Source organism: Roseateles sp., from assembly GCF_049240545.1.
GTDB lineage: Bacteria > Pseudomonadota > Gammaproteobacteria > Burkholderiales > Burkholderiaceae_C > Paucibacter_A.
The window spans coordinates 83,159-102,943 of sequence record NZ_JBMLSK010000079.1 but is presented as its reverse complement, the minus strand read 5'-3'; the positions used below and the strand labels follow the sequence as shown (position 1 = coordinate 102,943).

20 protein-coding genes are annotated in these 19,785 nt (G+C 63.5%); 11 read left to right on the top strand and 9 right to left on the bottom strand.

Translation table 11 applies throughout. The features are described from left to right. Positions 1–22: 22 nt before the first annotated feature. Positions 23–964: a hypothetical protein gene (locus ACOVRJ_RS05035; RefSeq protein WP_422042805.1), complete on the bottom strand. Its 942-nt coding sequence runs from the start codon at positions 962–964 to the stop codon at positions 23–25. Between the two features lie 90 nt (positions 965–1,054). Here ACOVRJ_RS05035 and ACOVRJ_RS05030 point away from each other — a divergent pair, with 90 nt between their 5' ends. From ACOVRJ_RS05030 to ACOVRJ_RS05010, 5 genes are all read left to right on the top strand, one after another. Next, entirely contained in the window at positions 1,055–1,225 is a 171-nt protein-coding gene (locus ACOVRJ_RS05030; protein ID WP_422042804.1) for a hypothetical protein, read from the top strand. Positions 1,226–1,255: 30 nt separating this feature from the next. Continuing rightward, on the top strand, positions 1,256–5,101 hold the full coding sequence (locus tag ACOVRJ_RS05025; protein WP_422042803.1) for a PAS domain-containing protein: 3,846 nt from the start codon (positions 1,256–1,258) through the stop codon (positions 5,099–5,101). A gap of 145 nt (positions 5,102–5,246) precedes the next feature. After that, positions 5,247–6,719: a peptide MFS transporter gene (locus ACOVRJ_RS05020; protein ID WP_422042802.1), complete on the top strand. Its 1,473-nt coding sequence runs from the start codon at positions 5,247–5,249 to the stop codon at positions 6,717–6,719. A gap of 121 nt (positions 6,720–6,840) precedes the next feature. Further along, positions 6,841–8,547, top strand: a complete 1,707-nt coding sequence (locus tag ACOVRJ_RS05015) for an alginate export family protein (RefSeq protein WP_422042801.1) — start codon at positions 6,841–6,843, stop codon at positions 8,545–8,547. Positions 8,548–8,579: 32 nt separating this feature from the next. After that, positions 8,580–9,578, top strand: coding sequence for an SDR family NAD(P)-dependent oxidoreductase (locus ACOVRJ_RS05010; protein WP_422042800.1), 999 nt, complete (start codon positions 8,580–8,582; stop codon positions 9,576–9,578). A gap of 31 nt (positions 9,579–9,609) precedes the next feature. Here ACOVRJ_RS05010 and ACOVRJ_RS05005 read toward each other — a convergent pair whose 3' ends face one another. Together ACOVRJ_RS05005 and ACOVRJ_RS05000 are read right to left on the bottom strand one after the other, a co-directional pair. Beyond that, positions 9,610–9,990 (bottom strand): SirB2 family protein, encoded by a 381-nt coding sequence (locus ACOVRJ_RS05005; RefSeq protein WP_422042799.1) that lies wholly within the window; start codon positions 9,988–9,990, stop codon positions 9,610–9,612. 77 nt (positions 9,991–10,067) lie between these two features. Next, positions 10,068–10,934, bottom strand: a complete 867-nt coding sequence (locus tag ACOVRJ_RS05000; RefSeq protein ID WP_422042798.1) for an EamA family transporter — start codon at positions 10,932–10,934, stop codon at positions 10,068–10,070. A gap of 79 nt (positions 10,935–11,013) precedes the next feature. Between ACOVRJ_RS05000 and ACOVRJ_RS04995 the strand changes: the two genes are divergently transcribed. From ACOVRJ_RS04995 to ACOVRJ_RS04985, 3 genes are all read left to right on the top strand, one after another. Further along, a complete protein-coding gene (locus ACOVRJ_RS04995) occupies positions 11,014–11,538 on the top strand; it encodes a MarR family winged helix-turn-helix transcriptional regulator (protein WP_422042797.1) in 525 nt (174 codons plus the stop codon). Positions 11,539–11,630: 92 nt separating this feature from the next. Next, positions 11,631–12,170 (top strand): GNAT family N-acetyltransferase, encoded by a 540-nt coding sequence (locus ACOVRJ_RS04990; protein ID WP_422042796.1) that lies wholly within the window; start codon positions 11,631–11,633, stop codon positions 12,168–12,170. Positions 12,171–12,189: 19 nt separating this feature from the next. After that, on the top strand, positions 12,190–12,696 hold the full coding sequence (locus ACOVRJ_RS04985) for a GNAT family N-acetyltransferase (protein WP_422042795.1): 507 nt from the start codon (positions 12,190–12,192) through the stop codon (positions 12,694–12,696). 261 nt (positions 12,697–12,957) lie between these two features. Here the strand turns inward: ACOVRJ_RS04985 and ACOVRJ_RS04980 are convergent, their stop codons facing one another. From ACOVRJ_RS04980 to ACOVRJ_RS04970, 3 genes are all read right to left on the bottom strand, one after another. After that, the gene (locus ACOVRJ_RS04980; RefSeq protein WP_422042794.1) at positions 12,958–13,368 is read right to left on the bottom strand and encodes a GFA family protein; all 411 of its coding nucleotides are present in this window, start codon (positions 13,366–13,368) and stop codon (positions 12,958–12,960) included. Between the two features lie 40 nt (positions 13,369–13,408). Continuing rightward, the gene (locus tag ACOVRJ_RS04975; protein ID WP_422042793.1) at positions 13,409–13,822 is read right to left on the bottom strand and encodes a VOC family protein; all 414 of its coding nucleotides are present in this window, start codon (positions 13,820–13,822) and stop codon (positions 13,409–13,411) included. A 154-nt stretch (positions 13,823–13,976) separates the two neighbouring features. After that, positions 13,977–14,897: a LysR substrate-binding domain-containing protein gene (locus ACOVRJ_RS04970; RefSeq protein ID WP_422042792.1), complete on the bottom strand. Its 921-nt coding sequence runs from the start codon at positions 14,895–14,897 to the stop codon at positions 13,977–13,979. 152 nt (positions 14,898–15,049) lie between these two features. Here ACOVRJ_RS04970 and ACOVRJ_RS04965 point away from each other — a divergent pair, with 152 nt between their 5' ends. Together ACOVRJ_RS04965 and ACOVRJ_RS04960 are read left to right on the top strand one after the other, a co-directional pair. Next, positions 15,050–16,087, top strand: coding sequence for an alpha/beta fold hydrolase (locus tag ACOVRJ_RS04965; protein WP_422042791.1), 1,038 nt, complete (start codon positions 15,050–15,052; stop codon positions 16,085–16,087). A 26-nt stretch (positions 16,088–16,113) separates the two neighbouring features. Next, on the top strand, positions 16,114–16,500 hold the full coding sequence (locus ACOVRJ_RS04960; RefSeq protein WP_422042790.1) for a nuclear transport factor 2 family protein: 387 nt from the start codon (positions 16,114–16,116) through the stop codon (positions 16,498–16,500). A gap of 1 nt (position 16,501) precedes the next feature. Here the strand turns inward: ACOVRJ_RS04960 and ACOVRJ_RS04955 are convergent, their stop codons facing one another. Both ACOVRJ_RS04955 and ACOVRJ_RS04950 read right to left on the bottom strand, forming a co-directional pair. Beyond that, positions 16,502–17,725 carry a GNAT family N-acetyltransferase gene (locus ACOVRJ_RS04955; RefSeq protein ID WP_422042789.1) on the bottom strand — a complete coding sequence of 408 codons (1,224 nt, stop codon included), beginning with the start codon at positions 17,723–17,725 and terminating at the stop codon, positions 16,502–16,504. Between the two features lie 22 nt (positions 17,726–17,747). Beyond that, a complete protein-coding gene (locus ACOVRJ_RS04950; protein WP_422042788.1) occupies positions 17,748–17,957 on the bottom strand; it encodes a heavy-metal-associated domain-containing protein in 210 nt (69 codons plus the stop codon). A 192-nt stretch (positions 17,958–18,149) separates the two neighbouring features. Between ACOVRJ_RS04950 and ACOVRJ_RS04945 the strand changes: the two genes are divergently transcribed. Continuing rightward, positions 18,150–18,929 (top strand): substrate-binding periplasmic protein, encoded by a 780-nt coding sequence (locus ACOVRJ_RS04945; protein ID WP_422042787.1) that lies wholly within the window; start codon positions 18,150–18,152, stop codon positions 18,927–18,929. On the opposite strand, the gene ACOVRJ_RS04940 is transcribed toward ACOVRJ_RS04945, so the two are convergent. After that, the gene (locus ACOVRJ_RS04940; RefSeq protein WP_422042786.1) at positions 18,914–19,621 is read right to left on the bottom strand and encodes a winged helix-turn-helix domain-containing protein; all 708 of its coding nucleotides are present in this window, start codon (positions 19,619–19,621) and stop codon (positions 18,914–18,916) included. The two genes, ACOVRJ_RS04945 and ACOVRJ_RS04940, sit on opposite strands and share 16 nt — an antisense overlap. Positions 19,622–19,785: the final 164 nt, after the last annotated feature.

Genomic DNA, 19,785 nt, shown 5'->3' with positions numbered 1-19,785 from the left:
GCGCCGGTCGAGGTGAACAGGCTCAATGGGCGCCGAGGTAGCAGCTGCGCTCTGGTTGGTCGCTCTCGCCCCTCTCGCTGGGGCCCTCCGCTTCCTCGCGGCACAGCGCCTCAATCAAGGCCGCATCCACGGTCTGGCCCGGTAGCAGCAGTTCTTCATTCGTCCAACGCTTGACCAGGTGGCCGTTGGCCACGCCGCCGCTGTGCACCTGCTGGTAGGCGCGGCGATGCTGCATGGTCACGCCAGCGTTGGCATTGGCGATGAAGCGGCTCTCGCCCAGCTGCCAGGGTTCGAAATAGGCATCGGCGGCCCGGTCCACCGCGCGGAAGTAGGCGCGCGCGCCCTCGGCGTCGAGCTTGCGGCGCACGGTGCGGGTGATCAGGCCTTGCAGATGGTCCAGCGCTTCGTTGCTCATGGCGGCGACGCCGGCGGGTGTCAGGTCTTGCCCGGTTAGGGCTTCGGCCAGCGCGGGCGTGGCGGCCAGCTCGGCCGGTAGTACCTGCACCATGGCCGCCACCACCGCATGGTGGGGCGCGACCGCCGTGGCGATGCCGCGGGTTTGTGGCTGGATCGGGCAGCGGATCTCGACAAAGCGAGGCTTGGTCGGGCCCGAGCAGCCGTCGTGGTGGTAGTACTCGCCCTGGCTCAGCCGTCCCTTGCTGGAGCGGCCGCGTACATCGCGGTAGCTCGGGTGATGGGTGGCCACATTCAGGCAGACCACCAGGCCGGTGGCGTCTACCAGTTGGTAAAAAGCCTCGCGGCAGGCCGGGTCCAGCAGCTTGTCGTGCAGATAGTCGCAAGGCGCTGTGGCGGCCTTGCTGGTACTGCCGTCGACGCACGCTTCCCCCTCAAAGACCAAGACAAAGGGCTTGGGGCGGCGTACCAGCCAGCGGCTGCCCGCAAATTCCAGGATTTCAGCTGGCCCGGCGTTAGGGGTGGTTGGGTTGGAGGCGATCGAGGACATGATGGCCCGAATTTTAAGGTTGGAAGAGCCGCCCAAGCCGGCCTTCATCAGGCATAGTTGACGCTCGTTCTCGCCCAGGAATCCGCGCCTATGCAATCTGCTCCGCTGCGTGATGATGAGGCGGCCAGCCTGGCCGCCCTGAGGAGTTTGGAGGTCTTGGACACCGGCCCCGAGGCCGAGTTCGACGCCTTGGTGCGTGCCGCGTCGATGGTCTGCGGCGTGCCGATTTCACTGATCAGCCTGATCGATACCGAGCGGTAATGGTTCAAAGCCAATATTGGTCTGCCGGGCGTGAGCGAGACGCCGCGCGATCTGGCGTTTTGCGCCCATGCGGTCTTGGGTGATGAATTGTTTGAAGTGCCGGACGCCTTGGACGACCCGCGCTTTGCCGACAACCCCTTGGTCGCCAGCCAGCCTGACATTCGTTTTTACGCCGGTGCACCGGTCAAGCTCAGTGATGGCTCGCGCATTGGCACGCTGTGCGTCATCGATCGCCAGCCCAAGCGCTTGACCGAGAGTCAGCGCCAGGTCTTGCGCGAGTTGGCTCTCGCGGCGGCGCAGGCCCTGGAGGGCCGCCGAGCCTTGCGGGCGGTGAAACAAGTCTCGCGCCAGATGGCCGAGAGCGAAGCGCGCTTTCGTGCGCTGAGCGAGAGCATGCCGATCGGTGTGTTTGAAATCGACACCCAGGGTCAGTTCACCTATGCAAATGAACGGTTGCTGAGCATTTTTGGCCTGCGGCGGGGACAAGGCCTGGCCTGGACGGATGTGGTCCACCCCGATGATCGCGCCGTGATCGCCGCGCAGTGGGCACAAGCCTTGGCCGAGCCGCGCGATATGGAGGGGCAGTTCCGGGTGCAACTGCCCGATGGCACTCAACGTCATGTGCGGGCCTTTGCCAAGCGTCAACTCGATGCCGGCGGACAGGTGCTGGCCTTCGTCGGCACGGTCGAAGACGTCAGCGAAGCCTTGGCTCAGCAAGAGGCCTTGCGCACCAGTCAGGCCTTTTTGGACCGAACCGGTCGACTCGCCGGCGTGGGCGGCTGGGAGGTGGATCTGCTCAATGAACGCATTTACTGGTCGGACGAAACCTGCCGCATCCACAGACTTCCCCCCGGCTATACACCCAGCATGGACGAGGCCTTTGCCTTTTATGCGCCGGAGTCGAAGCCGCTGATTCAGCAAGCCTTTGAGAGCGCCATCCATAAGCGCCAAGGCTTTGATCTGGAGCTCAGGCAGATCCTGCGCGATGGGCGTTCCATCTGGGTGCGTTCTGTCGGTAACAGCGAATTCGAGCAGGGTCGCGTGGTTCGGGTGGTGGGCGCCTTTCAAGACGTCACCGAGCGGGTCAATGAGCGCAAGGCGCTGGAAGAAGCGCACTCCTTGGTCAAGTTGGCGACCGACAGCGGCGGCATCGGCATCTGGGACTATGACCTGGTGCAGGGCAGCTTGAAGTGGGATGCCTGGATGTACCGGCTTTATGGCCTGTCCCCGACCGAGGCTCTGGGGCCCTACGATTTGTGGGCGCGCCATTTGCATCCCGAGGATCGGGCGGATGCCGAGGCCGCGATTCAAATGGCCTTGGAGGGGCGGCGGCCTTTTGCGAACGAGTTCCGCATCATCTGGTCAGACGGTAGCGTTCATCACATTCGGGGCTCTGCCTTGATCAAACGCGATGAAGCCGGCCGCCCATTGCGCATGGTGGGCGTCAACTGGGACACCAGCGAGCATCATCAAGCCCAGGCCTTGTTGCTCGAAGCCAAGCAAGCGGCCGAGGGGGCCAATCAGGCCAAGAGCCAGTTCTTGGCCAATATGAGCCACGAGATTCGCACGCCGATGAATGCCATCCTGGGCATGTTGACGCTCTTGCGAAAAACAGCGTTGAGCGAGCGCCAGGCGGACTACACGGTCAAGACCGAAGGCGCGGCGCGTGCCTTGCTGGGCTTGCTCAATGAGATTCTGGATTTCTCCAAGGTCGAAGCCGGCAAGATGAGCCTGGACCCGCAGCCCATGAAGCTGGACCAGTTGCTGCGTGATCTGGCGGTGATTCTTGCGAGCAATGTCGGCAGCAAAAAACTCGAACTGCTGTTCGATATCGACCCCAGCTTGCCGAATGACTGGGTGGCCGACGCGATGCGACTGCAGCAGGTCTTGGTGAACCTGAGCGGCAATGCCATCAAGTTCACCGAAAAGGGTGAGGTGGTCTTGACGATCCAAGCCCTGGCGCAAGATGCCGAGTTTGTGCGGGTGAGGTTCGCGGTGCGTGACACCGGCATCGGCATTGCGCCCGAAAATCAGGCGCGCATCTTCGCTGGCTTTACCCAGGCCGAGGCCTCCATCACCCGCCGCTTTGGTGGCACCGGCCTGGGCGTGGCCATCAGCCAGCGCTTGGTGGCTTTGATGGGCGGAGAGCTGAGCTTGCACAGTGAGCTGGGGCGAGGCAGTTGCTTTGAGTTCAGTTTGACGCTGCCGAAGGTGAAAACGCCGCCTGGGCTTGAGGCGGAGCCTCAGCAGCGGCAGCGCTTGCGCGCAGAGCCGGGTTCACGCCGCGCTTTGGTGGTGGACGACAACGCGCTCTGCCGCGAGGTGCTGGAACGCTTGTGCGTGGCGCAAGGCTGGACGGTGGATCTGGCGGCCAGCGGTGAGGAGGCGATTGCGCTGCTGCAGGCACGGGCGGCTGCTGCAGCACCGCCCTACCAGGCCTTGTTCGTCGATTGGCAGATGCCGGGCATGGATGGATGGCAAACCATTGCAGCGATTCGCGCTCTGAATCTGGCGGGCGCTTCGCCTTTGATCGTCATGGTGACCGCGCAAGACCGCGAACAACTGGCCCAGCGTGAGCCCAGCGAGCAGGCCGTGCTGGCCGGCTATCTGGTCAAGCCCATCACCGCCTCCATGCTGTTCGATGCGGTGGCAAACGCAGGCTTGCATTCGAAGGGCTTCAGGGCGGAGGGATCGTCCGGCTCGGGCGCGACTCAAGAACAGCGCCTGCTCGGCTTGCGCTTGCTCTTGGTGGAGGACAACATCAACAACCAGCAAGTGGCCAGCGAGTTGCTGCGTGACGAAGGGGCGAGCGTTCAGCTGGCCGGCGATGGCCAGCAGGCGCTGGACGTGCTGGCCCGCGACCCCGAGGCCTTTGATGTGGTCTTGATGGATCTGCAGATGCCGGTGATGGACGGCTTGACGGCCACCCGGCAGGTGCGTGAGCGGCTGGGCCTGCGGGACCTGCCGATTGTGGCCATGACGGCCAATGCCATGAGCTCCGACCGCCAAGTCTGCCTGGATGCCGGCATGAACGATCATGTGGCCAAGCCTTTTGACCTGGATGAGTTGGTGCGGGTCTTGCGCGTGCAATCCGGCCGGTCCCTGTCCGCCTTGGCGGCGACGCGCCCGTTGGAGCAGAGCGCAGACCTACCGCCGGATTGGCTGGCTGCGGCCGCAGCGGCCGAAGTGGATTTGCCTGCCGCGCTGGGCCGGATGGGTGGTAAGCCCGCCGTCTACCAGCGCATGTTGCGCAATTTCGCCGTCGATCTGCCGGCCATGCAGACGCAGCTTCGCAGCCTGTTGGATCAAGGCGATGCAGCCGCCGCAAGGCTTCTGCTGCACACGCTCAAAGGGTTGGCGGCCACCTTGGGAGCTCAGCGCCTGGCGGACGAGGCAGGGCTGGGTGAGCGTGCCGCGGCCAGCGCCTCAGCGGATAGCGCCGCGACCGAGGGGCCGCTTTGGCGCGCTGGGGTCGAAGCGATTCTGCACACCATGTCGCAAGCGGGCCCGGGATTGCAGCGTCTGGCACAGCAGATGCATGCCGCCATGCAGCCTCCCGTTCAAACCGCAAGCGCCGCCGATGTGTTGGCGGCGGCCCCACTGAACGCGCGGCCTGAAGCTCAGCTTGCCATGGAACGACTGACTGCCTCCGAGCGACAGGACCTGCAGGCGCAATTGCAAGACTTGTTGGACCTGTTGCGCGACTCCGATATGGAGGCCTTGCAGTTTCTGCCCGTCTTGCAAGCGCGTTATGGCCTTGTGTTGGGCGGCTGGCTCGAAGCCCTGGATGAAGCCTTGAGCCGTTTGGAGTTCGACGCGGCGATGGCGCTTTGTCGGCAATTGCTGGGTCAACTGGGCTCGCAGTCCCCGGTCTAGCTGCAGGTCTGCGCCCGGCCCTTGATCGGCGGGTTTCCTCGCCTGCAGTGCGGGCAGGTGCGCCGCTATGATTTCTCCGCTTGCTTCTTGCCTGCTGCGGCTACGTTTTGCGCCGCACCGCGCCCTGCCCATTTCTGGAGCCATCTTGTCCACCCCCATTGCCCATCCTGCCAAGGTCCCGCAAGGCGCCAGCGTTCTGTTTTTTGTTCAGATTTTTGCCACGCTGGCCTATGCGGTGCTGTATTCCAGCCTGGTGCTGTATGTGACCAAGCATCTGGGCTTCGCCTCGGAGAAGGCCTCGATGATGATGGGCGTGTTCGGCGCCTTCAACTACGGCCTGCATTTGTTCGGCGGCTATCTGGGTGGGCGTTTCTTGAGCAACCGCAATCTCTTTGTCGGCGGCATGGTGCTGCAGGTGCTGGGTTGCGCGGCGATTGCCGGTGGCACCTCTGACTTGCTCTATTGGGGCCTGGCCCTGTTCCTGGTCGGCAGCGGCCTGAACGTGACCTGCCTGAACATGATGCTGACCCAGCGCTATGCGCCGGAAGACAGCCGCCGCGAGAGTGCCTTTCTGTGGAACTACGCCGGTATGAATATCGGCTTCTTCGTCGGCTTCGGCGTGGCCGGTCACTACCAGCTGACTGAAAGCTACAGCAGCCTGTTCCTGTTCGCCACGCTGGGTGGGGCTTTGTCCATCGTCTTGTCGCTGATCTTTTGGAAGGCGCTGGCCGATCTGGACACGCCGCTGATGCAAGTCAGCCCGACGCAGTTCCGCCTGCGCTTTGCGGTCGGCATGGCCATCTTGATCGGCCTGGTGCCGGTGCTGTGGATGCTCTTGCAAAACCCGAAGGACACCGGCGCGATGCTCAAGTGGGTGTGCGCGGCGGTGGCTGCCTCCTTGCTGTACCTGACCATCAAGCACCCCGACGCGGCCGAGCGCAAGCGCATGTGGGCCTATCTGATCTTGACCCTGGGTTCGTTGATGTTCTGGTCGCTCTACCAGATGGCACCCAACGGCCTGCAGCTGTTTGCCGTGGGCAATGTGAAGCTGGAACTCTGGGGTGTGAAGGTGGCGCCGCAATGGGTGCAGAACATCAACACCCTGGTGATCGTGATCGGTGGGCCGCTCTTGGCCGCTTGGTTTGCGCGCTTGCGGGAGCGTGGCTGGCCGTTGGATGTGCCGCAGCAGTTCTCGGCCTCGCTATTGCTGATGGGCCTGGGCTTTCTGGCCTTGCCGCTGGGCATCTCGCTGGCCGATGCCAACGGCCAGGTGGCGTTTGTCTGGCTGTTCACCAGCTATGTGCTGCAAAGCGTCGGCGAACTGCTGATCTCGCCGGTGGGCTACGCCATGATCGGCCGCCTGGCGCCGCGCAAATACCAGGGCGTGATGATGGGCAGCTGGATGCTGGTGACAGGTCTTGCCTCCCTGTTCGCGGCCGACTTCTCCAGCATGGTGGCCCAGCCGCCAGAAACATCAGCCTTGGTCAGCAACCCGGCCTACAGCCTGCTGTTCACCCAGCTGGGCTTGGGCAGTGTGGCGGTGGGCGTGCTGTTGGTGCTGTTGATTCCCTTCTTGCGCCGCTTGATCACCGAGCCGAAGGCTGCCGCTTCGGCTTGAAGCCCATCTGAGGACGCATTGCTAGGAGTCTGGCGAACGTCAAGATGCTCTGTTAGGCTGAGGGTCAAAGAGCGCCGCCGAAGCTCCGGTGGCGCTGCGCATTCATCTGCCTTTGACCCTTATGCAAAGCACCTTCCGACTTTCAGCCCTGGCCCTGTTGTGCGGCCTGGCGGCCCCCCTCACGACGCTGGCACAGGTCAAAACCGAACCCTTTGCCAACCAGCGCATCGAGACGGTTCAGGTTTTGATCAGTAACCCGAGTGCGGATAGCGCACTGAACTCACGCATCGAGGACTTGGTCCGCCGCACGCTGGCCGCCTATCCGAGCAGCAGTTTTTCTGAAGACCGTTTGGTCGCTGCTTTGGCGCGCTTGTCTCGCGTGCCGGAGATCCAGTCGGTCGCGCACGAGGTGCGCAATGGCGCCACCGGCGGCGTGGTCTTGCAGTTGGACGTAACGCTCAAACAAGCCGGTACTGCAGCGGCCTCGGTGGCTGCAGCCCCGCAGTTCCCCAATCTGTACCAAGCCAATGGCAGCTTGCTGCGCGCCAAGCTGGAAACCTTGGGCATGTACTACGGCAATAACAGTGCCTGGTTCGGCCGCGACGATCTGATGCTGAATGGCAACCCCTTTGCGGTGGGCAAGCCGGCCGGCAAGGGATACAGCCAATGGCTGGAAGGCTTTGTGCATGCCGGGCTTTACGGCATCACGCCGCTGAGCGACACCGTCTACGCCTATGGCGGCGCCAGCGTCATCGCCAGCGGCTCGGTGGGGCAGGAGTTGTTCACCGACAAGACCCGCAGTCATGTGGCGATGGAAGACGCCTTCGTCGGCCTGGTCGGCGGCAGCACCTCCGCACAAGGGGATCGTTTTGTCTACAACCTGTCGGGCGGGCGCCAGCGCTTCAGCATCGGCGAGGGCATGTTGCTCGTCAACACCGCCAGCAATGGCTTGAACCGCGCGGCGCTGCAGTCCAACCCACGCTGGGCCGGCGATCAGGTTTGGTTGGCGCGCTTCGCCTACAACGACTGGAAGCTCGAAGCCTTCCATGTCGACCCCGACGAAATCCCCGAGGTGGACTCCAAGACGCAGATCCGGGGCATCAATGTTGAAACCACGGCGCTGAACGACTTCAGCCTGGGCTTCACCGCCTTGCAGGTGCCCAAGTCGCAGGGTTCTTACTACACCACCACCAGCCAGCTCAAGCGCGAAGGCCTGCGGGCGCTGGACTTCCGCGTGCGCTGGCAGCCGGCGCCCACCGGCGGTGCTGGCCCATTCATTGCCGCTGAGTTTGCGCGTCAGACCCACAGCAAATTTGACATGGAAGCCTTGGGCTACACCACCGAACTGGGCTATGTGTTTGCCAAGGCGGCTTGGTCGCCCACCCTCAGCTATCGCTATGCCCGCTTCACCGGCGACAAGGCCGACACCACGCGTTTCGAGCGTTGGGACCCCTTGCTTTCCGGCGGCAATGGCGAGACCTGGGTGCAGGGCATCAACCATTTCAAAATCTTCCAGGACTCGAATCTGATTGCCCACCGCCTGCAAGCGCGCTTGAAGCCGCAAGCCAATATCGAGCTGGTGCCGCAGTATTGGATCTTCCGGGCGGATTCCTTGACCAATCTGGGCGGCAACCCGGCCTTGTCGATGCTGCAGTCCAAGCAACTCGGCACCGAGCTGAACCTGACGGCCAAGTACTTCTTGAACCGCAACATCATGTTCCAAGGCCATGTGGCCGCCACCTATGCCGGCCGGGCGATTGATCAAGGGTTGGGCAGCCATTCCAGCCCTTGGATCAGCACCATGTTTTTTGTCCGCATCGGCTATTGATCAGTTTTTTCCACACGCAAAGGGAGTTTGAGATGGAACGTCGTGATTTGATGAAGAGCGTGGCCGTGTTGGCCGCCGCCAGCGCCGCCGCTACCGGGGCTTCGGCCCAGTTTCAAGGCGGGCCACAGGCCGGTGTCGGCGTCAAGGATTTCGAGCCGGTGCCCAAAGACCAGTTCACGCCGGATCGCTTCAAGGGCAAGACCATCCTGATCACCGGCTGTGCCCGTGGCATGGGTGAGGCCGCTGCGATTCGCGCCGCACGCGAAGGCGCCAATGTCGTGGGCGTCGACTGGATCCCCGAGCTGGGCGCCAAAGTCATTGAACGCATCCGTGCCGCTGGCGGCCGCGCCGTCTTCGTGCCGGGCCATGTGGGTGAAACCAAGACCTGTGACTTGATGGTCAAAACGGCCGTTGATACCTTCGGCGGCCTGGATATGGCCATCAACAACGCCGGCGTGATGGACGGCGTGTATTCGGGCGACGCCATCGACTATGAGAAGCAAAAGTCGCTGATCTTCGCGCCCATCCATGAAGCGTCGGACGAGTACTGGGACCGTGTTTTCCTGAGCAACTCGGCCGGTGTGTTCCGCAGCATGCGCGCCGAACTCAAGCAAATGGTGGCCCAAGGCCGTGGCGGCGCCATCGTCAATGTGGGCTCCATCGCCGGCCTGACCGGTTTGTCGGGCAACCCGGCTTATGTGGCCAGCAAGCACGCAGTGACCGGTTTGACCCGCAATGCCGCGATCGACTACGCGCCCTATGGCATTCGCGTCAATTCGGTCAATATGGCTGCGACCGATACGCCGATGGTTTCGCGCGCCACCGAGTTGGTGATGGCCGCCAGCAAGGCCGCCAAGGGCCCCAAGATGGGCAGCATCAAGACGCAAAGCATCATGGCTTATGCCGACTCCAAGCGCCGCCCGGCGACGGTGGGTGAGCAGGTGGCGGTGATGCTGTTCTTGCTGTCGAACGAAGCCTCCAACCTGACCGGCGCGACCTATGCGACGGATGGTGGTTGGACGGCTTACTGATCGGCGGTCGCCTCCAAATCTCGAATGATCCCTACAGCCCCAACCAGGGGCTGCGGGTCATCGAGACGCCCATCATGTAGGCCAGCGAGAGCAGGGCCAGCAGATAGCTCTGCAGATGGAAGGCGTTACGGCTCATGGCCCAGTGCGCGAAAAAGGTGTAGCAGGCCAGACCGATCAGCTTGGCCATCAGCCAGCCGTCGTACATCGGGTTGAAGCGCAGCAGCGCCCACAGGCTCAGGCCGGTGATGGTGAGCAAGAAGTCGATGCCAAAGACCAGCACGCTCAGGCGGCTGTCGAGTTCCCATTCAGCGCCGAACTGATAGGCCAGGCCGCGCACCAGAAAAATGATGACGCTGCACCACGCCAGCAGGGCGTGGATCTGGCCCATCTGAAAGTTGAACGAATACTCCATGCCTTGCGCTCCCCCAGCGGCTCCCTCGACTGTAGAGAGCTTGTCCAGCCGACCCGGAGCTGTCAAGCGGGGCTTGCCTAGCGTGCAGCGCTGAGTTGCACCGCCAGCACGCTCAAGAGCACCACGGCCAAGCCGGCCAAGGCCTGCCCGCGCAGCGCCTGGTTGAGCAACGCCCAACCCAGCAAGACCGCCGCCAGCGGGCTCAAAAGCCCCAGCGAAGACACTGCCACCGGACTCAGCCGCTTCACACCGCGAAACCAAAGCCCGTAGGCCAGCAGACTGCCGAACAAGCTCAGATAGGCATAGGCCGCCCAATGGGTGGCGCTCAAATGCGGCAACGGCGGGTCCAGCAAGAAGACCAAGGGTGTCAGCATCAAGCCGCCCAGCAGCAGCTGCCACCCGGTCAGGCTCAAGACCGACAGCGACAAGCGCCAGCGCCGCGTCAAAAAGGTGCCGCAACCCATGCAGACCGCGCCGGCCGCAGCGGCCGCAATGCCGGTGGCATCAAAGCGCAGGCCCGGCGCCAGCAGCAGCGCCGCCATGCCGGCCACGCCGATAAGGCTGGCCGCTACACCCGAAAGCGCCGGCACCTGTTTGCCCACACCCCAGGCCAAGCCCATCACCAGCAGCGGCTGGGTCGCGCCAATCACCGCCGCCAGCCCACCCGGCAGCCGATATGCCGCCACAAAGAGCAGGGCCTGGAAGGCGCCGATGTTCAGCAAGGCCAGCACCAGCAGACGCAGCCAATCGCCGCGCGCTGGCAACTGCCGGCACAGCAGCACCAGCAAGAGTCCGGCGGGTAGGGTGCGTATGCAGGCCGCCGTCATTGGCAGACCCGGCGGCAGCAACTCGGTGGTGACGATATAGGTCGAGCCCCAGATCAGCGGGGCGAGGGCGGTCAGGGCGGTATCGGTGATGCGTTGGTGGGCGGGCGCGCGGCTCATGCAGGAAAACTGTCTTGAATTAAAGATAAATTGTCCGGTGAGATAATCTTGAAGTCAAGATAAATGCGAGACCCTGATCATGACGAGGCCCAAGGCAGGCAGTGGCGATGCGGTAGACAAGATCCTGGGCCAGTGGGCGCGCGAGCGGCCCGACCTGGACGCCAGCCCCATGGGGCCGATCGGGCGCTTGCGCCGTTGCTCGGCTTTGATGCAGCGCCGTCTGGAGGAGACCTTCAGCCAATTCGGGCTTAGTGCCTGGGAGTTCGACGTCTTGGCCACCTTGCGCCGCTCCGGCGCGCCTTATTGCCTGGCGCCCACAGCGCTGTTCTCGACGCTGATGGTCACGTCCGGCACCATGACGCACCGCATGCGCGGCCTGGAGAGCCGCGAACTGGTGCAGCGATTGCCTAACCCAGAAGATGCGCGCAGCGTGCTGGTGCAGCTGACAGCAGCGGGCCTGGCCTTGATCGACCAGGCGGTAGAGGCGCATTTGGACAATGAACGGCAGATCCTTGCCGACTTGAGCGCCGCCGAGCTGGCGAGCTTGGACCGCAGCTTGGCGATCTTGCTGGCACGCTTGGAGCCCGACACGGGCGAGCCCTAAAGAAAAACTCAGGCTTCAGCGATCCGGCTCATCGGCAGGCTCAAATCTTGGCGCGAAGTCGTGAACAATGCGCTGACAAGGAGCCAATTTGTATGGTTTCAAATGCATGCGTCCTGGATTCCATTCGAATCGCTGATCTTCCGGCGCTTGCCCGGCTGTTCTCCGATCGCCAAGTGCGCTCCTTTCTGGGAGGCCCGCTCAAGCCTCAATGGGCCGATCAGCGAGCAAGCGAGCTGGCACAGCCGTCGGATCAGGTTTGGGCCATCCGTGAGCGAACAGGCAGTGCAGCACTTTTGGGCATCGTTGTGCTCGATCGGCACCATGAGCTCGAAGACCTCGAAGTCTCCTATCTCCTCCTTCCTGAGTATTGGGGCCAAGGTCATGCTTCTGCTGCTGTTCGCCAAGTGATGGTTCATGCCTTCGGTTCGCTTGGCCTTCGCCGACTCGTCGCCGAAACCCAATCGGCCAATGCCGCCTCAGTCCGACTTCTTGAGCGCCTTGGCTTTCAACTTCTCTGCACAGCCGTCCGATTCGGCGCCGAGCAGAGCATTTACTCTGTGGGGCCAGCCGATGTTCAAGCTGCAAACAAAGCTTTCCGCCCAGGGCAAGCCTTGCAAGCGGTACCCCTCTGACGTCGAGCAATAGGCACCCATGCGAATCGAAGCTAGAGATGCAACGGTATCGGATGCGATTGCGATATGCGAGATCGTTCGCCGATCCATCTGTGAGTGCTGTGTCGCAGACCATCGCCGGGACCCCGCCGCGTTGTCGGCCTGGCTAGAAAACAAGACGCCGGAGAATGCTTCGGCTTGGGTTCAGTCTCTCAATTCGGTCGCAGTGGTCGCACTTCGAGTTGATGTCGTGATCGGGTTCGCTTTGGCCAAAGGAGATGAGCTCGCTCTTTGCTATGTCGTGCCTGAGGCACTTCATCAGGGCGTCGGCAAAGCACTTCTGCGGGCCATCGAGTTTCGCCTCACTTCGCGAGGCATCAGGACACTGCGCCTCGAGAGCACGCGCACCGCTGAAGGCTTCTATTCGCGCAACGGCTTCATTGCGTCCGGCCCCCCGCAAGTCTGGGCCGGCATGGAGGGGTTCCCTATGTCTAAGGCCCTGATGGCAAACCCCTCCGCCGAGCCGACGTGTAGCTCTCAGCCATGACTTCGATCAATGGCTCAATCCGGTGCTAGGCCGGAACGCCGCGCCAGCGAAGAACCGATGCAGGGCGGTCGCGAAAAGTGGCTCAGGTCGGGTGCTCGGTTCTCATCGCGCACCGCGAGGGCTTTCCAGCGCCCTGTCCTTCATCCAACAGCCACCGGTCGGCAGCTGCTCTCCCACCTGGGCATAGGCCCGGTGCAGCAAGTTTTTCAGCGTCTCCACGCTGAGCCCGACGCGGGCGAGACTTAAGGAAAAACTCAGGCTTTAGCGACCCGGCTCATAGGCCTCGTAACGCGGCAACTGCGCGTCCAGATCTTCCCAGCAGGCCTTCGACGTCACAAAGTTGTGCGACATCGGCCGCTCGGTGATCTCAGAGTCCAGGATGCCGAGCCGAAGTCGCAAGCGGCTGGGGTCCGCGCTGTTAGAGCTGAACAGCGGCGAGGCGCAGCGGCTGCAGAAATGCCGCTGCCGGCCGGGCGCACTCTCATAGCGATGAATCAAGTCTTCACCCTGGGTGATGCGCAAGCCGCTGCTTTGGACAAAGCCATTGGTGGCATAGGCCGTGCCACTGGCCTTGCGGCATTTGGAGCAATGGCAATGGATGATGGACGTGATGCCGCCTTCCACCTCCAGGGCCACGGCCCCGCAAAGACAAGATCCGAGATAGCGATTCATGGCTGCTGCTTGCTTTCTGAAACTTCGATGGGCTGGAGTGTCACGCCCGTTCGGCGCTGACCGCCGAAGCTGGGCTTTCGTACAACTCCAAAGGCAGACCGTCCGGGTCGGCGAAGAAGGTAAAGCGCCGCTGGGTGAACTCGTCCAAACGAATCGCTTCGACGGCAACGCCGTTTGAAGCCAAAGTATGGCAGCAGGCCTCGATGTCCTCCACCTCAAAGGCCAGATGCCGCAGCCCCTGCGCCTCCGGGTAGGAGGGGCGCGCCGGTGCGCCCGGGAAGGAAAACAGCTCGATCTGCGAGCCGTCGGGCAGCGCCAAGTCGAGCTTGTAGGACTGGCGCTCGGCGCGGTAATGCTCGGCAATCACCCGCAAGCCCAGGCACTCCGTGTAGAAGCGCTTCGAAACGGCGTAGTCGGAGCAGATGATGGCGGCGTGATGGATGCGCTTGAGCATGGCTTTTGTTGAGGGCTGTTTATCCGCCCCTGGGCTTCGACAAGGTTCCCCAGTTGATCGGCACGGGTCGGAAACCGTCGAAAACGGTTGCATCGTGCCATTGTGAGCCTGGCAGGCATCGGCACTGCCGGCGACAAATTCCGTGTGGGCTGCCTCAGGGCGGCGCCATGGCCTGCAGCCTCCTTGCCGACTCCGCCATCTCCGCATGCAGCCATTCGCACAGCGTTCGTAGCGCCGGCTCATCGCGCAGCGCTGGCGGATAGACGATGTGATAGCGGCGCTGGCTCATGCCGGTCAGCGTGGGGCCGGGCAGGCGTTGCAGGCGGCCGTCCAGTAAAGCATCGGCGCACAGCAGTTCGCGGGCCAGGGCCACGCCCATGCCTTGCTCGGCGGCTTGCACCAAGAGGCCGCCGTCATTGAAGCTGGCGCTGGGCACCACGCGGCAGGCCAGGCCGGCTTGGGCAAACCACTGCGTCCATTGTTCGGCGTCTCCCAGCAGCGATTCGCCCGCCAGCGTTTGCAGAGGCGCGTTCATCAAGCGCTGCGCCAGGGCCGGCGCGGCCACCACGATCTGGCGCGACTCCATCATCACCTCGTTGACCAGGCCCGGCCAGGGGCCGGCACCTTGGCGCAGCGCCAGATGAAAGCCCTCTTGCTCCAGATCGATGACGCGCTGCAAGGTGAAGAGCTTGAGCGTGATGTCTGGGTGCGCCGCCTGCCAGCGGCCCAGGCGCGGGATCAGCCAGCGCTGCGCAAACGAGGGCGTGCAGGTGATGTTCAGGCTTTGCATGCGGCTGCCATCGGCCGCGCTGGCCGCGCGCAGGCCCAGTTCCAACTCGGTCCAGGCCTTCTCCAGCGCGCTTTGCAGGGCGCGGCCGGCGGCATTGAGCTGGATGCCACGCCCGGCGCGCTGAAACAAAGGGAAGCCGATCTGCGCCTCCAGCGCCCGGATTTGTTGGCTGACCGCGCTGTGCGTCAGATGCAATTGCTCGGCCGCGGCGCGCACGTTTTCACCACGCGCCACCGCGCGAAACGCCGCCATGTACTGCAGCGGAAGTCGGGAGGCTTGAACCATCTGGATAGTTTAACTGTCCAAATAGGGCAGAAATCGCCGCTATTCAGTCGGCGACTGAAAACCCAAAATGACCAGCAAGGCAAGAAGCCCGATCCGCCTGTGATCGCCGCAGATCTGCCGCCCCCTGACCCGCCGACCTGAAAGCCCGCCTCATGATCGCCATACGTCCTGTTTTGATTGCCGTCTTGCTGGGCCTGACCCTTGTTTTGGCGACCCAGTTCCCGCAAGTCTTGGCTACCGATCTCAAGCCGGATGCCGAGGCGAGCAGACAAGCCCCGGCAGCGCAGCTCGAGGCGCCCTGGGCCGAGGTTCGGTTCAGAACGGACGATGGCATGCTGGCCTATGCCAGTCTGGGCGAGGGACCGGTCTTGGTGGTGGTGCCCGGTGGGCCGGGCGGCAGCGGTTTCAGCATGCGCCACGCCTTTCGGCCTTTGGCCCAGCACCACACCGTGGTCATTCTGGACAATATCGGTCGCGGCCGATCCTCCCGGCTCAGCGACCCGGAGCGCTACACCCTGGCGCGCGATGTGCAAGACCTCGAACGCCTGCGCTTGCATCTGGGGCTCAAGACCATGGCGGTCTATGGCCACTCCTACGGCGGCTTGGTGGCGCAAGCCTATGCGGCGCAGCATCCGCAGGCTTTGAGCCACCTGATTCTGGGCAACACCTTGCATGGCGCGCGCAGCTGGCAGGCGCAGATTGACTTCTTCAACGACTGGCTGCGTCGCCACGATCCCGAACGTTGGCAGACCTTGATGGAGCTGCGCGAGCAGGGGAAGCTCAGCGGCAGCCCCGAGGCGCAAGGACTGTTGGGCGAAGCGATCAAGCCGCTGTATTGGGCCAACCGTGCCAGACCGACCGCCAAGAGCGCGCCCAGTGCTAGCCCAAATGATCAGCTGAACCTGCAGGTCTATCTGGCCATGCTGGGGCCCGACCCTGAATGGCGGGGCGGCGGTACGCTGCGAGATGTGGAGTTGCTGCCGCGCCTGAAGGCCGTGGCCGCGCCGACGCTCTTGCTGACCGGCCGCTTTGATCCGGTGGCACCGCCCAGCGTGATGAACGAGATGCAGCGGGCCATCAACCCGGCGGTGCTGTCGCGGGCCCAGGTGTTTGAGCATTCCGCACACCGGCCTTTCACCGAAGAGCCGCAAGCTTGGCTGCAGACCGTCAGCCAGTTCTTAGCGCGCTGATCACTTCAAGAACCTAAAAGCAGCCCATGTCACCAGCACAGCAAGACCCCAACGCCCTGATTCAAGCCCAGCTGGATGCCTATAACGACCGAGATGTAGCCGCTTGGTTGGCCACTTATGCGCCCGATGCGCGGCAATACGCCAACCCGGGCACGCTCTTGGCGCAAGGCCATGCCGAGATCGGCGCGCGCATTCAGGCCCGCTTCGCCGAACCCAATTTGCATGCCCGCTTGCTCAGTCGCTCTGTCATGGCCACGGCCCAGGGTCATACCGTGATCGACCATGAAACCATCACCCGTACATTTCCTGAAGGGCCTGGCGAAGTGGACATGATGGCCATCTACGAAGTGAGCGAGGGTCTGATTCAGTCGGGCCTTTTCATCAGTGGCGTGCCGCGTTTGTATTCGCGCTGAATCAGCGCGCCGGCCAGCGCAGCAGGAACTCGTGCTCGTTCTCGCCCTCGTCGACAAAGCCGAGCCGGCGATACAGCGCTTGGGCCGGGTTGTTCTTCAAGACGCCCAGACCTAAGCTGGCGCCGGCCGCTGCGGCCTCGGCCATCAGCTCGCGCATTAAACGGCTGCCAAAGCCCCGGCCTTGCAGACGGGGGCTGATCTGCAGTTGGTGAATGCGCCATTCGCTCGGGTCCTGGGCATCGCCTCGGCTCATCTTGATCAGGCCCACGATCTGGCCGCCCAGCAGCAAGACGCTGGCGTTCTCTAACTGAAATCGCACACGGATCAGGTCGGTGTCGGCGTCGATGGCCATGCCGGCCTCGGCCATATAGCGGTGAAAAGTCTGGCGGCGCAGGATCAAGAGCTCGGGGATGTCGGCCTCCGTCGCTGGTCGGCGCGCCAGCGTTTGCCCGTCTAGCAGTGCTAACTCAAAAGCCGCACGGGCATGGATCAAGCTGGTGTTGATATAGAACTGCCCCGCATGCTCGAAGCTGGCCTGTTCGAGCTGCGCCGGGAAGGCCAAGGGCAGCTCGGTGCAGGCCAAGCCCACCGCGCGCCGCCCTTGCTGGGGCGCTGCGGTGGCGGCAAAAGCGCGCTCGGCCAAGGCGCCGATCTGCGCGGCCGCTGAGTCCGATTTGCCGGCTTGCAGCTCCGCAATCAGCTCAGCCAGCAAGGCGCGGTCGCCCGCATCCTGGGGCACGCAGCTGGCAATGCCATGCCGACCCAAGACCTCGGGCAAGGCCTGACCCTGCATGGTCGGCTCGGTGCCGAGGATCAGCAATTGAGCCACCCCCGCCGCCGCGCAGGCCTGGGCCACCACCTCAAAAATGCTCAGCACCGGGATATCCACGCCGCGCCGAATCGCCGCCAGCCGGTTGTGCGGCGTGTTGCTGGCGATCAGGGCAAAGTCCGCGTCGCTGGCTTGCAAGCGCAGCAAGGCGGCGCGGAAGTAAGCGTCAAAGCGCGCCCAGGATGCCTCATCGCCCGCCACGCCGCGGCGCCCATGCGACTCGGCGATGTTCACCGACTCGATGGCGAACTCCGGCATCTCCGGTGTGCCGCTGCGGCCCAATTCCAGATGGCGTTGCTGGCTCCATTGGCAGATGAGGCGGTAGTACTCCACCGTCGAGGCCCAGGCCACACCGCCGACGATGCCGATTTTTTTGTACTGCTGTTGACTTCGCATCTGCCTGGCTTTCTTTCACTCGCTAAACGATCCGGCTTTCATAGCCCGCCTCAGCCAGCGCCGCTGCTATATCGTCGGCCGATATCATCGCCGTGTGGCTGACCCAGGCCTGGCGCTTGGCCAGGTCCACATCGGCTTGATTGACGCAAGGCAAGTCTTGCAGCTCGAACATGACGGCATCGGCGTCGTCTTGGCTTTGCAGGCCGGGGACTTCAAAAATGGTTTCTGGCATGGGCGGAGCCTCCTTCGTGCGCTCGCCATGGTAGCGGGCGAGGCGTGCTTTTCGTTCGGGTCGGCCGGCTTTCGTCTCAAAGGCTGCGGCCCTGTTGCCAAGGGCTTGCGCCACGCTGGCACTGCCCCATTTTTTGGGGGACACTGGGTCGCAAGCGTGGCGGTGTTCGGTTCGACCGGGAGAACTGTGGTGATGCAACACACCCGATGCCTGAAGCAGTGCTTGATCTCGTGGGCCTTCTGCGCCCTGGCGGGCTTGCCTGGGGCGGCCTTTGCACATGAGCTGGTCGGCTTCAGCGAGGACTTGCCGCCCTTTGCCTATGTCGAGAACGCCGAGCATCGCGGCATGGCCAATGAACTGCTGGACCGCATCGCGCAGCGCCAGGGCCTGGCCCTCAAGCGCTTCAACATGCCTTGGGCGCGCTCCATTCGCGATGCCGCCAACGAGCCCAACAGCGTGCTCTACATGACGGTGCGCACCCCGGAGCGCGAGCCCCATTACCTTTGGATCGGCCCCATCGATGCCTGTGACATCGTGCTGATGAAGTTGCGCCGTCGCACCGACTTGCGCTTCGACCCCCAACACGCCGCTGCCGGCTTGCAAATTGGCGCTGGCCGCGGTGCGCCCTCGGTGCAGTTGCTGCGTGATGCAGGCGTGCCCGATTCCGACATCTACCAGACCTCACGCAGCGAGATCGGTGTGCGCATGTTGTATGCCGACCGGCTGGACCTGTTGGCGGGCTTGACCTTACCCAGCGCCTTCCAAGCGCAGCGCAATGGTTACGACCCGAGCGAGCTGCAGGTGGTGCATGTGTTGAAGCCGGGTTTTGGATGCTATTTCGCCTTCAACCCCAAGGTGGACCCGCTGTTGTTGGCTCAGTTTCGCAAGGGCTTTGAGGAGATGCGCAGCTCCGGTGAGCTGCAGATGCTGCGCGATATGTATTTGCGCAACCCCGGTCAGCTGCAGCGTTGACAGAGCGCTTCCTGCCGCCCCGAGGCGTTGTTCCGGTCGATCACATAACCGACATTCCGGACGGTTCTCACATAGCCTTCGCCCAGCTTCTTGCGCAGATTGGAAATCTGCACATCCAGCACATTGCTGGCGCGTCCGCTCACGCTGGAGCCCATTTGTTCCTCCAAAACGCGGCGCGGCTGAACCCGGTCGGCACGGGTGGCGAGGGCACTGAGCAGCAGGTACTCGCTGCGCGAGAGCTCCAGGGGCCGGCCGTCGATACTGGCTCTTTGCGCACTGAGGTGCAGGCGCAGGCCGCGCAGCTCCAGGCATTCGGGGTCGGCGCCACAGCTGCGCCGCGCGAGGGCGCGCAAACGGGCGCGCAGTTCCGGCGCTTCAAACGACTTGAGCATGAAGTCGAGGCTGCTGCTGCCGTCGGCGCTGATGAGGCGCTCATCGGCCAGATGCTCGCGTGTGCAAAGGCTCAGCACCGGGATCTTGGGCCAGTCGCGCCGGATCTTTTGCAGCAGGGCGAAGCCCGCGTCATCGGCCAGGCTCAGATCCACGACCACCAGATCGATGCAGCCGCTTTCCAGCTGTGAGAGTGCGCCGCCCAGCACCCGCACCCAGGTGCTGCGGTAGGCCCAGGCCGCCAGGTCCCTGCGCAGCTTTTGCGCCAACTCGAGATGATCTTCAAACAGCAAGACATTCATGCGCGCATTCAAACCCGGCGCGAGGCATCGCGCCAAAAGTCATGAGCTGACGGGCCCTCTCGTGGCGATCGGGCTTGAACCTTGTGGCCATCTGCCTGACCGCTGCCAGGGCCGAAAAGTGGCCGCTTTGGCGCATCGGATGTTGGCGTGGGGCCACGCTCGGG